At 37.4% G+C, this 13,333-nt stretch carries 10 protein-coding genes and 1 tRNA gene; 4 read left to right on the top strand and 7 right to left on the bottom strand.

Going from position 1 to position 13,333, the window contains the following annotated elements; all coding sequences use genetic code 11:
* Nucleotides 1–192 precede the first annotated feature (192 nt).
* Nucleotides 193–810 carry a bifunctional phosphoserine phosphatase/homoserine phosphotransferase ThrH gene (gene thrH / locus AC1M9P_RS07870; RefSeq protein ID WP_035269809.1) on the top strand — a complete coding sequence of 206 codons (618 nt, stop codon included), beginning with the start codon at nucleotides 193–195 and terminating at the stop codon, nucleotides 808–810.
* A 51-nt stretch (nucleotides 811–861) separates the two neighbouring features.
* Here thrH and AC1M9P_RS07865 read toward each other — a convergent pair whose 3' ends face one another.
* From AC1M9P_RS07865 to AC1M9P_RS07845, 5 genes are all read right to left on the bottom strand, one after another.
* Nucleotides 862–2,049, bottom strand: a complete 1,188-nt coding sequence (locus tag AC1M9P_RS07865) for an OmpP1/FadL family transporter (protein WP_481587253.1) — start codon at nucleotides 2,047–2,049, stop codon at nucleotides 862–864.
* Between the two features lie 294 nt (nucleotides 2,050–2,343).
* A complete protein-coding gene (locus tag AC1M9P_RS07860) occupies nucleotides 2,344–3,717 on the bottom strand; it encodes an OmpP1/FadL family transporter (protein ID WP_481587252.1) in 1,374 nt (457 codons plus the stop codon).
* Nucleotides 3,718–4,054: 337 nt separating this feature from the next.
* Nucleotides 4,055–5,305, bottom strand: a complete 1,251-nt coding sequence (locus AC1M9P_RS07855) for an OmpP1/FadL family transporter (protein ID WP_481587251.1) — start codon at nucleotides 5,303–5,305, stop codon at nucleotides 4,055–4,057.
* 219 nt (nucleotides 5,306–5,524) lie between these two features.
* Nucleotides 5,525–5,600, bottom strand: a tRNA-Arg gene (locus AC1M9P_RS07850).
* A gap of 69 nt (nucleotides 5,601–5,669) precedes the next feature.
* Entirely contained in the window at nucleotides 5,670–7,019 is a 1,350-nt protein-coding gene (locus tag AC1M9P_RS07845) for an amino acid permease (protein WP_092767004.1), read from the bottom strand.
* A gap of 322 nt (nucleotides 7,020–7,341) precedes the next feature.
* Here AC1M9P_RS07845 and prpF point away from each other — a divergent pair, with 322 nt between their 5' ends.
* The 3 genes from prpF to AC1M9P_RS07830 all read left to right on the top strand — a co-directional run bounded on the left by prpF (nucleotide 7,342) and on the right by AC1M9P_RS07830 (nucleotide 10,774).
* Nucleotides 7,342–8,529 (top strand): 2-methylaconitate cis-trans isomerase PrpF, encoded by a 1,188-nt coding sequence (prpF, locus tag AC1M9P_RS07840; protein WP_035268039.1) that lies wholly within the window; start codon nucleotides 7,342–7,344, stop codon nucleotides 8,527–8,529.
* Nucleotides 8,530–8,763: 234 nt separating this feature from the next.
* Complete coding sequence (locus AC1M9P_RS07835; protein ID WP_051586591.1) at nucleotides 8,764–9,726, top strand: GGDEF domain-containing protein; 963 nt, start codon at nucleotides 8,764–8,766, stop codon at nucleotides 9,724–9,726.
* 136 nt (nucleotides 9,727–9,862) lie between these two features.
* Nucleotides 9,863–10,774, top strand: a complete 912-nt coding sequence (locus AC1M9P_RS07830; protein WP_035268035.1) for a polyprenyl synthetase family protein — start codon at nucleotides 9,863–9,865, stop codon at nucleotides 10,772–10,774.
* A 33-nt stretch (nucleotides 10,775–10,807) separates the two neighbouring features.
* Here the strand turns inward: AC1M9P_RS07830 and putP are convergent, their stop codons facing one another.
* Together putP and AC1M9P_RS07820 are read right to left on the bottom strand one after the other, a co-directional pair.
* On the bottom strand, nucleotides 10,808–12,298 hold the full coding sequence (gene putP, locus AC1M9P_RS07825) for a sodium/proline symporter PutP (protein WP_481587250.1): 1,491 nt from the start codon (nucleotides 12,296–12,298) through the stop codon (nucleotides 10,808–10,810).
* A 167-nt stretch (nucleotides 12,299–12,465) separates the two neighbouring features.
* Complete coding sequence (locus AC1M9P_RS07820; protein ID WP_481587249.1) at nucleotides 12,466–13,320, bottom strand: SPFH domain-containing protein; 855 nt, start codon at nucleotides 13,318–13,320, stop codon at nucleotides 12,466–12,468.
* Nucleotides 13,321–13,333 lie beyond the last annotated feature (13 nt).

Below are 13,333 nucleotides of genomic sequence, written 5' to 3'. Positions count from 1 at the left end.
CCTGGCGATATAGGCTTGGAAACAACAAGTCCTATATTAAAATATTTGATGTATATTTTAGTTGAATTCAGAGATTTATCTTATGAAATAAAAATAAATACTTATGAATAAAATAGATTTAAAAAATTACATCGATATTCAACAATCTTCGGCTATGATATTGCAAATTTTATTAATGCTGAGGGCAGTATCATGGAAATCGTTTGTCTAGATCTTGAAGGCGTTTTGGTTCCTGAAATTTGGATTAATTTTGCAAAAAAAACAGGAATTAAAGAGCTTGAAGCAACAACTCGAGATATTCCAGACTACGATGTGCTCATGACTCAGCGTTTAAATATTCTTAAACAGCATGGTTTAGGTTTAAATGACATTCAAGCTGTTATTGCAGATATGGGGCCGTTTGAAGGCGCTAAGGAGTTTGTCGAGTGGGTACGTACTCATTTCCAACTCATCATTTTATCAGACACATTCTATGAATTTGCTCATCCATTGATGAAGCAGTTAGGTTGGCCTACGATTTTCTGTCACAAATTAGAAACTGACGAAAATGGTATGATTACAAATTATAAACTACGTCAACCTGATCAAAAACGTAAAGCAGTGCAAGCTTTACACGGTTTAAATTTCCGTGTAATTGCTGCTGGCGACTCGTACAACGATACTACGATGCTCGGTGAAGCAGATCAAGGTTTCTTATTTGATGCGCCGGATAATGTAATTGCAGAATTCCCACAATTTCCTGCGATTAATGGTTATGCTGCATTGAAAGAAGCGATCCGCAACGCTTCTGTACGTGATATTCCAGCCTAAGTTATTACTTTGAAAAAAGGACGCTTTAGCGTCCTTTTTTTATAACAATTGTTAGAATCGATACCCGATTTTCATGCCATAACCTAATGCATAATTGTTGCTGAATTCTCCAACATTTATGCCACCCGTTTGAGCAGTTGCATCGCCTAACCAGAAATATTTAACACCAGCTTGAATAAAGCTTTGCTGTGATGGGTTGAATTGACCACCTAAGCCTACACTCCAATAACCTTCAGTTGGACCTAAAGTGGTTACAGGGTTTCCAGCTCCAGAGTCATAGCCTACAGTTGTGGTTGCTGCCCATTGATCATTAAATTTATGTGCAACACCTACGGTTGCAGAGTACTGATCATCAGAATACGAAATGAGGTCCTGTCCAACTAATCCAAGTAATTTAGGTGTAACCGTAAATTGATCCCAATGAACCCAACGCAGGTTAGCAAACGCCAAAGTGTTTGTTGCAATTCCAGACTGTAAATCAATATTTACAGATTGTGGAGTAACTGCTTCAGTTACTGCAGCGATCTTATCTAATCTATTAAACTCAGGCTTTTTTAATGCATCGGCATAAAGTGGAAGGAGCGAGGTTTCATTCGACTGAGCTTTGTGTTTAATCTCAGAGCGATAAGTGATAGATGCTTTTAATGCAATTTTTGGAATTTGGTATGCAGTACCTGCAATCCAGCCGTAAGCTTCTTTTTGGTCTACATGGATGTTATAGCCATTTAAGACTTGGTATGCACTACCTTTTAAATTGATATCAGCTTCAACTGTTTGCCATACTGGACCAGCATAAAAATTCCAATTTTCAGTGGGTTGATAACCAATGAGTGCAGTTAAATTTTGTGTCTTAACTTCAACTGATGTACCACTTAAACTATTGCCAAATGATTGATTTTTAGCATCGTATAATGCATCTGCACCAAAAGGCTGATCGTAAATTAAACCTAAAGAAACTTGGTCAGTAACCTGTAGTTTAAGAGCAGTGTTTACAAAATAATAATCACTGCCCATATCTGTAATTTTTTCGCCTGTTAAATCCTGACCAGTGATTTTATTAATCACTGTGGAAGAACCTTTAACAGTGGGATCTAAAACAGAAATGCCAGCTTCTGCATAATTACCTGATTGGAGAAATGCTGAAATCGACTGACCTGAACGATCTAATCCTGCGGCGTAAATTGAGCTTAATGGGAGCGTAGACAATAAGACTGAGTATGAAAGTACTTTAAATTTCATGATGTTCATCCATGAATGCCATATGGCGAAAAAATTGCATGAAAAATAACACAAATAAAAAAAGAGTAAATACTCAGAAGTGGTTGAAATATAATCAATTTTATATTACTTCATTATCAAATTATGAGGCTAAATAATTATGTCCATGTTTTTAAAAAGTATTATTGAGCAAAAAAGGAATTGTAGTTTGAGTCGTTTTCTTATTTTAAATGATGATATAACAAACAATTAATTTATACTTGTATAAAAATAAAAAAAGACCACAATCATGTGGTCTTTTTTATTTACGAATGATTAGAATTTATAGCCGATTTTAAGACCGTAAGCTAAAGCGTCATTGTCTTCAAACTTGCCTGCTGCACTATGTGCACCTGTCTGAGCATCAGCATCACCTAACCAGAAGTATTTAACACCACCTGCAATAAACGTAGCTGGAGTAGGGCTATATTGAAGACCTAAACCTACGTTCCAATAACCTTCTGTTGGTCCAAGTGTCGTTACAGGATTGCCTGCACCGGAATCCCATCCAACTGAAACATTACCAGCCCATTGCTCGTTAAATTTACGACCTACACCTGTTGTTACAGACCATTGATCTTTAGAATAATCAACTAGGTTAAATCCATTAGGTTTGCCAGGGATAAGTCCGGCACTACCAAGTGCATCAGCCAATTGACCGAAATTATTAGGCTTAATTGAGAAACTAGACCAATCCACCCAACGTATGTTTGCAAATGCTACGGTGTTCGCCATAATGCCACTTTGTAGATCTAAGTTGACAGATTGTGGAGTAGTAACATTTGTAGATCCAGGTTTGAAGCCAGCACCTAAAGCACCGATTGCTCCTTGTAGGCTACCTGCTGTATCTTGATCGATTTGTCCAAGTGCAGTCAAAGTTGTAATGAGGTTAATCAATTGAGGAGCATTTGCTGGATTTGCTAATGCGGTTGCAGCAGGAATACTTTCATTTACTTCAACGTCATGACTAATTTCAGATCTATATGTTAAAGAGGCTTTTAAAGCGATTTCAGGAATTTGATAAGCTGCACCGACTAACCAACCGAAGTCGCCGTCTTCTTTAATATCAGCATCGTATCCATTAAAGATACTATACGTCGATCCTCTTAATTTTACATTTCCTTTAACAGTCTGATAAACAGCTCCGCCATAGAAATTAAAATTTTCGTTAGGTTGGAAGCCGATAATAGCGGAAATATTTTGTGTATCTACTTCGACTGATGTGCCACCTGTTACACCAGTATTTAAACCTACACCTATAGGAGCACTTGCTGGCTTTTCACCAAGGTAAACTGGGAGTGCGCCTAAAATTGTATCAGAACCTTGTGTGGTAAAATTATTGTTACCTTTATATGCTGCATCAGCACCGAAAGGCTGGTCATAAATCAAACCAAATGAGATTTTATCAGTCGCTTGAATTTTTAATGCTGCAGAAGGAAAGTAGTAATCACCAGCCATATCACCAGTGTAATTACCAGATAAGTCTTTACCAGAGACAGATGGATCTAAAATTGAGATGCCAGCTTCGAAGTAATTTCCTGGTTGAAGGAATGATGAAATAGATTGTCCAGAACGATCTAATGCAGCAGCAAAAGTGCCTGATGATGCTAAACCGAATAATACAGCAGCTGATAATTTTGTTAATTTCACTTGAATTTTCCCTGATCTTCTTCAATGAATTATTTTGTATTTTCCAATTGAATTGAGGATTAGTTATCTTAAACTGATCCTAAATCTTATGTTCACAAAATAACACATTAAGAATCAGAGTAAATACTCTAAGGAAATAAATTTATAATTGAATTTTAATTCTGATAAAAATAATAGGAATTTTATTATTATATAAATTATTGAATTTATGTGTGATTTAATTTTGAATGACACTATCTTATCGTTAATACTTAAATGAACTATACAGTCAGTCAATGGCATTCATGATTAAATAAAAAAAGAGCACAAAAGTGCTCTTTTGAAAAATAAATGGCATTTAGAAACGATAACCTATTTTTAGACCATATGCCCAAGCATTGTTATCTTCAAACTTACCCACTTCACGACCAACAGATCGACCATCAGCATCTCCTAACCAAAAATATTTTACACCGCCACCGATAAAGGTTGCAGGAGTAGGGCTAAACTGAGCACTCAAACCTAGATTCCAGTAGCCTTCTGTTGGTCCAAGTGCGGTTACTGGATTCCCAGCTCCAGAATCCCAACCTGCGGATAATGCACCGCCCCATTTTTCATTAATCTTACGACCAACGCCAACCGTTGCAGACCATTGATCTTTATCATATTCAATAATATTTTGTCCTTGACCAGTAACAGCTTGTGTTAACAATCTAAATTTATCAATATCAATTTTTAGACCTCCCCATTCAACCCATCGAACATTTGCAAAAGCAACGGTGTTTGCCATGATGCCTGTTTGAAAGTCTAAATTAACTGATTGTGGAGTGCTGATTTTAGTATTCTGAGAAGGTGTATTTAATGCCCCACTCGAATCTAAATTTTTAAGATTAGTTAGTACTTGAGCTACTTGAGGTCCAACTATGCTCTCAACAATAAAACTAGGATAACCAAAATAACTTGAATAAGCGTTTATCAAACCATTGGCATCTTCCGTAGTTTCCAAACTATGGTCAATTTCAGATCTATATGTTAAGGATGCTTTTAACGCTATTTCAGGGATTTGATATGCAACACCAGCTAACCAACCATAACCTTCATCTCTTTTAAAATGAGCCTGATAATTCGCTAAACTAGATAAAGTTAAATTACCTCTCACATCCTGATATACACCACCGCCATAAATATTCAAATTTTCATTAGGTTGAAACCCAACAATAGCTGATATGTTATTTGAATTTACTTTAACCTCTGTTGAAGAGAGAGGAAGTGTACTATCTGGCAGTAATCCTGGAAGTAATCCATCTGTGTAATAGGCTGATGCTCCAAAGGGTTGATCATAGAGTAAGCCGAAAGAGAATTTTTCATTTAATTGCAGTTTTAATGCAGCACTTGGGAAGTAATAATCCTCAGCCATATCACTAATTGGACCCAATTGATTTTTTCCAGATACATCAGGGTCAATAATGGAGATACCTGCTTCAAAGTAGTTATTTGGTTGTAAAAATGCTCCTATCGATTGACCTGAGCGATCCATAGCGGCTGCATAAGCCCCAGAAATCGGTAATAAAGCAAATAATACAGATGCACTGATGGTTTTTAATTTCATGTTATCTATCCTTAGATAATTTGAATTTTTAATTTAATAGAATTTTTTTAGTTATTTCCTTAAGAGCTGATAAATAAACGATTTATGCTTAAATGTTTATTTTTTGCTCTACAAACAACATATCATAAAGGTAATGAGATGCAACAAAAATTTGACTGAAATGACATTATTTTTTTTATTTTGGGTCAATTTGTTGATAAGTGTATTAATCTAAGAAAATGGTGCGCCCTGCGGGACTCGAACCCACGCCGGTCACTTAGGAGGCAACTGCTCTATCCAGTTAAGCTAAGGACGCATACTAATCTGATCAAAAAATTTTTGAAAAAAAGTTATTGCTTAGCAATAACTTTTTTAATGCGTCTTACTATTTTCGGTAAAGTAATTTAAATAATACCAACATCAGGATAATCCAGATCGGAATCATGATCACAGCACCGCTTAAGCCCTGAGTCCACATGATGTAAAGCACGACAATAATAAACCCAAGAACCAAATAGTTACTGGCTGGTGACCATAGAGCAGGAAATTTTGAAGTGGTATTTGACAGTTTCATCGCTTGTTTAAATTTCAAGTGAGTCAACGCAATCATCGCCCAGTTAAGTACTAGAGCACCAACAACAATATAAATTAAATTACTTAAAGCATCTTCAGGTGCAAAATAGTTTAATAAAACACATCCGAAAATTAACACCGCTGACAACAATACTGCTGGAACAGGTACACCTTGTTTATTGGTTTTTTCAAAAATTTTAGGGGCATTACCTTGTTTTGCTAAACCAAAAAGCATACGGCTATTCGCGTACATTCCACTGTTATATACCGATAGCGCAGCAGTCAAAATAATAAAGTTGAGCAGGTGAGCAGCCCAATCAATACCCAGTTGACTGAAGATCATTACGAATGGGCTTTTATCTAGACCACCAAGTTGCAGTTGATTCCATGGAACTAAAGAAAGAAGAATTGTAAGCGACCCAACATAGAAAATCAGAATACGGAAAACAACTTGATTAATTGCTTTAGGAATCGTTTTCTCTGGATTTTCAGCCTCAGCTGCCGCCATACCAATCAGTTCAATACCACCAAAGGCGAACATCAGGAATGCCAACATGAAGAATAAACCTTCGAATCCATGAGGGAAGAAACCACCATGAGTCCAAAGATTACTGAATGATGCAGTAGAGTCAGATCCTGCTGTAAACAACAAGAATAAACCGAAGATAATCATCGACACGACAGCTGCTACTTTAATAATAGACAGCCAAAACTCTGATTCTCCATAAAATTTAACATTACAGAGGTTAACTAAGGTAATGATAATAAAGAAGAAAAGAACTGATGACCAAGCAGGAATGTGAGGCCACCAATAGTTAATATATTTTGCAACAGCTGTTAATTCGGTCATCGCGACCAAAATATAAAGAATCCAATAGTTCCAACCTGCTAGGAATCCAGGAAACTTACCCCAATATTTATTTGCAAAATGACTAAATGATCCTGCAACAGGTTCATGAACAATCATTTCGCCTAATTGGCGCATAATTAAAAAAGCGATTAAACCACCAATTGCATAACCCAAAATAATAGATGGGCCGGCAGATTGGATCACGTGTGCGGAACCTAAAAATAAGCCTGTACCAATTGCACCACCCATAGCGATTAATTGGATATGACGATTCTTTAAGCCACGCTGAAGTTGTGAAGACTTGTTATTCAAAGTATTCAGCCCGACGATTGAAATAAGTTACAAGATTGTAATAGATCAAATTGCATTAGCCTAGTACGTCAGCGTTCATGAATGTTTTTTATGATTTAAATAAAATAAAATTATTATAGAAAAATGATTTAATTATTTTTTAATCAATCATTTAATTTTATTAGAGTTTATTTTTGTTAGAGTGAATTAAATTTAATCTATCGTAATTGATGGAAATTCATACCATAGTGTTAAGTGCTCATGTTCACATAAAAAATCATTTATACTGTGTTGAACTAAAAATCACGATTGATAACAAATATTAAAAGAGAAGGAATGAGCTATGAGTTCAACACCACAAATTAAAATTCCAGCCACTTATATGCGTGGAGGAACGAGTAAAGGTGTTTTCTTTAACTTAAATGATTTACCCAAAGAAGCTCAAGTTCCAGGTAAAGCAAGAGATCAAATCTTATTACGTGTGATAGGAAGCCCTGATCCTTATGGCAAACAAATTGATGGAATGGGTGGTGCTTCATCTAGTACCAGTAAGACAGTCATTCTCTCTAAAAGCGCTCAATCTGATCATGATGTAGATTATCTTTTTGGACAGGTTGCAATTGATCGACCATTCGTCGATTGGAGTGGCAACTGTGGCAATCTTACGGCAGCAGTAGGCTCATTTGCGATTTCAAATGGTCTCGTGAGTGCAGAAAAGATTCCAGAGAATGGAATTTGTACGGTAAAGATTTGGCAGGTCAATATTCAGAAAACGATTATTGCGCATGTCCCAATTACAAATGGTCAGGTTCAGGAAACAGGTGATTTCGAGCTTGATGGGGTAACATTTCCAGCTGCAGAGGTGCAAATAGAATTTTTAGATCCCGCAGATGATGGAGAGGATGGGGCTGCCATGTTTCCCACAGGAAATGTGGTTGATGAGCTGGAAGTCCCAGATATTGGTCGCTTTCAGGTGACGCTGATTAATGCGGGTATTCCAACCATTTTTATGTGTGCTTCAGACTTGGGGTATGAAGGAACTGAACTTCAGGATCATATCAATAATGATGTCGAGGCCTTGGCCAAGTTTGAAAAAATTCGTGCTTATGGTGCTGTAAAGATGGGTATTATTCAGCATATTGATGAAGCGGTTCAACGTCAGCATACACCTAAAATTGCATTTGTATCTGCGCCTAAAAATTACATTTCATCTAGCGGAAAAGCAGTACACGCTGATGAGATCGACTTGACGGTTCGTGCTTTATCTATGGGTAAACTACACCATGCAATGATGGGAACCGCAGCTGTAGCGATTGGAACCGCCGCTGCAATTCCTGGAACATTAGTCAATTTAGCCTCAGGTGGTGGTGAAAAAAAATCAGTCAGATTTGGGCATCCTTCTGGAACACTCAGAGTGGGCGCTGAAGCGGAAAAAATTAATGACCAATGGACGGTAAAAAAGGCCATTATGAGTCGCAGTGCTCGAGTACTCATGGAAGGATGGGTGCGAATTCCTGGCGATACGGTTTAAGATAAAAAAACCACTTTCGAGTGGTTTTTTTACGCGCTTAAAATATGTGATAAGTATACTAAATTAGCCTGAAAGCATTACTAACAGTACGATTCACTCATAAATAATTGAGACTATGTCAATTTTGACATGTTATATTAAGGAAATAAGTCAACGTGATTATATTCACCGAATTCATAAAATTAAGTTGCTGAATAGCCTTCGCTCCACGAATAATTAAAATGAGAAAGACCAATGAAGAAGGATAATAATTTTGAGCAGGATACGCCCAAGATTGATCAAGAGTTTCTAAACCAAATTCATGCTACAAATAAATTAGATTTGGTATCTGTGATTGCCAAAATCCCTGTGCCTGTGGCGCTAGTTCAGCATGATGGTGTATTTATTAGTGCAAATCAATTATTTGCTGATATCTATGAGAGTGATGCACTCTATTTACTCGGAAAGAAATTAGGTTTCGTATCAACGACGGTTTACCAATTATTTCAAGATGCGCTGCAATTGTTTCGAAATGATTCACGTTTATACAAAATTGAAAATGAGTTCTATTCAAAAGGGCATTTTTTTCAAATTTATTTTAGTGCTTTAAGAGATAAATCATCCTCTTTGGATTGCGTGTTGATCGTATGTGCAGATATAACAAAATTGAAAAGACGTGAACGTGTCTTGATCCAAAATAATAAAAGGTTGTTTGAAGAGCTATATTTGGACCCTGTGACTGGGATGAACAATAAGCTGGCATTTGAACAGTTTTTAAAAGATCGCTTCCTTATTCAAGAGCGTAAAAATTATTCTTTTATCAAGTTTGAAGTCGAAAATTTTAAAAAGTTTAATCAGCTCAATAGTTATACCATTGGTGATGAAATTTTGAGTCGTATTGGATCTCTGATTAAAGAGGAGTTGAATCAAGATTTAGCAGAAGTCTATCGTTTGAACTCTGCAAGTTTTATCTTGGTGATTCAAGAATCGACTCCTTGGAAAATTCTCACCATTGCTGAACGCCTAAAACAAACCTTGGTCCGTGAAAAAATTTATTTCGATCCTCAAGAGGATGAGGTACTCACGTGTGCGATTGGGATTTTTCATCCTAATTGCCAGAAAATGTACTCAGAAAAGCAAATATTAGAAACCTTAGATCGTGCGGTTGACATTGCACATGTATTGGGTCGAAACTCGATTCATGTGTTAGATGAATAGTCACTCTTCATTTAAATCTATCACTAAATAAAACAAATCAGCATTGTGTTTTGTAGCAATCACAATTGGTTGTAGAATAAGGACAATTTTATATATACCGACTTGAAACGGTATAACTTGAGGTTCAAAGACGGCAGTGACAGTACATATCTCTGTGAATAGTGAAGTATTACAACGTGCTCAACAGCAAATCCAACAGGATCTGAAAATTGCACTAGATGCATTTTTCATTCCAGAGCCTTTGAAAAGTGCTGTAAATCATGCAGTCATGTTAGGTGGAAAACGGGTTCGTCCAGCTTTAGCGTATGCAACAGCAGAATTAAGTGAAGATCATAAAAATTTTGCTGCTGTGCGACGTGCAGCAGTTGCAGTCGAGTTAATTCATTGCTATTCACTTGCTCATGACGACTTACCATGTATGGATAATGATTTGTTGCGTCGTGGTCAACCCACTTGCCATGTTGCATATGGTGAAGATACAGCACTACTTGCGGGAGATATCTTGCAGTCGATGGCATTTGAGGTTTTAGGAAGTCGACTTTTTGATACACAAGTGACTGTAGACCCTTCTATTGTGTTGAAGCAAATGCAGATATTGGCGACATCATCTTCTAAGATGGTTTGTGGTCAAGTCCTAGATTTGCAAGCAGAAGGCAAGAAAATTGATCAGGAAGCATTGGAAAATATTCATCGTAATAAAACTGGTGCACTGATTCAGGCGGCAATCATGATGTCAGCAGTGACAGTGATGGACGGTGTAGATGCAGGAATACCGAAATTGCGTGAATTTGGTCAAGTATTAGGTTTAGCATTTCAAGTACAAGATGATATTTTAGATATAGTTTCGGATACCGAAACGCTTGGAAAGACCGCTGGAAAAGATGAACTTGTAGAAAAATCAACATACCCAGCTTTATTGGGTTTAGATGCTGCAAAAGAATATGCAAATAAGCTTCATCAGCAAGCCATTAGTGCTTTAGATTATTTTGGTGATTCAGCATCTGAACTTAAACAAATTTCAGCTTTTTTACTTGCTCGAAAGAGTTAAAAAAAGAGGACAGAAAGTCCTCTTTTTCATTTGTTATTTTGTCGCTTTATATAATCGGTCTGCTTCGTCAAATCGGTCAGTAACATCTGAGTTCGGTTGCTTACCTAATAAACTCACAACAATGATTGCGATGAGAGAGCAAATAAAGCCAGGAATGATTTCATAGATTCCAGTATCAGCCCAAATATTTTTCCATACAATAACGGTCACTGCACCAATGATCATCCCCGCCAAAGCGCCATTTAATGTCATGCGTTTCCAGAATAAAGACAGAATAATGAGCGGGCCAAATGCTGCCCCAAAGCCTGCCCAAGCGTAGGCAACTAGACCAAGTACTTTAGATTCAGGGTTTGACGCTAAAACAATCGCAAGTAAAGCAATCAGTAGCACCATCAAGCGACCCACCCAAACCAGTTCTTTTTGAGAAGCAGTTTTACGGATGAAAGATTTATAAAAATCTTCGGTTAAAGTGCTTGAACAAACAAGAAGTTGACAACTCAATGTACTCATTACCGCAGCCAAAATGGCAGCTAATACAATGCCGGCGATCCATGGGTTAAATAGAACTTTCGTTAACTCCATAAATACAGTTTCAGGGTTAGCATTCACAATATTAGCGAACTGTGGATTTTGCTGAAAATAAGCAATACCGACATATCCAGCAGCCACTGCACCACCAAGGCACAGAATCATCCAAGTCATACCAATACGACGAGCATTAGGAATCGATTTAACTGAATCAGCAGCCATAAAACGTACAAGAATATGAGGTTGTCCGAAATAGCCTAAACCCCAGGCCAGTAATGAAATAATTGCGACGGTACTTAAATTACCTATTAAACTGCTTGCTTCTGGTCGTGCTGCTTCAAGTGCTAAATTCACTTGAGATAAATCGGAAAAAGTCAGTAAAGCCACGATGGGGGTAAGCAATAAGGCAAAAATCATTAATCCCGCTTGGATGGTGTCTGTCCAAGAAACAGCCAAGAACCCACCAATAAAAACGTAACTGATCGTTGCAATTGCACTAATCCAAAGGGCAGTGCTGTAAGAAAGATCAAACATACTTTCAAATAATCGAGCGCCTGCCACCATGCCTGAAGCACAATAAATGGCAAAGAAGATTAAAATGACAAATGCAGAAACGATTCGTAGAATTTTTTTCTGATCATTAAAACGATTGGAAAAGTAATCTGGGAGTGTGAGGGCATTGTGTTGAACTTCAGTATGAACTCTGAGACGTCCTGCCACTAACAGCCAGTTGAGCCATGCACCAATAATTAAACCAATTGCAATCCACATTTCTGATAGACCAGAAAGATAAATAGCACCTGGCAAACCCATAAGTAACCAGCCACTCATGTCAGAAGCACCAGCTGAAAGGGCTGTTACAAAACTTCCCAAGCGTCGTCCACCCAAAATATAATCTGAAAAGTTCGTGGTCGCTCGATACGCGATTAAACCAATCACAACCATGGCGACAATATAGAACAAGAAAGTGATTAAGGTGGGATCAAAGGTGCTCATACAATTTCCATGATGCAGTTAGACGATAGATTGTTTTCATGCAATCTTTCAGGATGCGAAATTTAACCATAAATTTAAAATAAATGCTGAAGAATTGAATCTCGAGTCATATCAATAACAAAGGCAGCCGAAGCTGCCTTATAAATTTTGAAGAGTGTCTGAGCGATTTAAGGATTATTACGACCCATTACCCCACGAATCGTATTCATGATGTCAGCAGGCAATACCACAGTTTTAGCATTATTAGATTTAGCCATATCCTGCATTGCTTTTACATATTGTTCACCAAGTAGATAAGCGACAGGAATCTCTTTGTCGCCTACAGCATTGGTAACCATATTAATGGCTTTTTCTGAAGCTTCAGCGAGTACAACTTGAGCCTCAGCATCGCGACGTGATGCTTCAAGACGACCTTCAGCTTCAAGAATCGCAGCTTGTTTTTCACCATCAGCACGTGTCACTGTCGCACGACGTTGACGTTCAGCTGCGGCTTGGGCTTCCATTGCAGATTGCATTGTACTTGATGGTTGAATATCTTGGATTTCAACCGTCTTAAGCGTAATTCCCCAATCTGAAATATCATCAGAAATTGCTGCTTTCAGCTTCGCTTTAATATGATCACGTGAAGATAAAGCATCATCCAAGTCCATTTCACCTACGATTGAACGTAAAGAAGTTTGGACAAGGTTTTGGATTGCCCAAGTATAGTTTTCGATACCGTAGACTGCTTTTTCTGGTGTAGTAATGTTGATATAGGCAACAGCGTTCATTAAAAGAACTGCGTTATCTCTTGTAATCACTTCCTGAGATGGAATATCGAGAACGATATCTTTTGTCGTGACTTTATATGCGACTTCATCAACATAAGGAATCACAAAGTTTAGACCTGGACTTAAGGTTGTATGGTATTTACCCAGACGTTGTACGATCCATTTATAGCCTTGAGGAACAATACGAACCCCTTTAAAAATAGTGATCCCGACGAATGCCAAAAATGCGATGGCAATAATTGAACCAGACATTTCTACTCCTTTA

Source organism: Acinetobacter sp. 25-47-122 (assembly GCF_056779695.1).
Note: the sequence above shows the minus strand (reverse complement) of the source record. Positions and strands in the feature narration are given on the sequence as shown.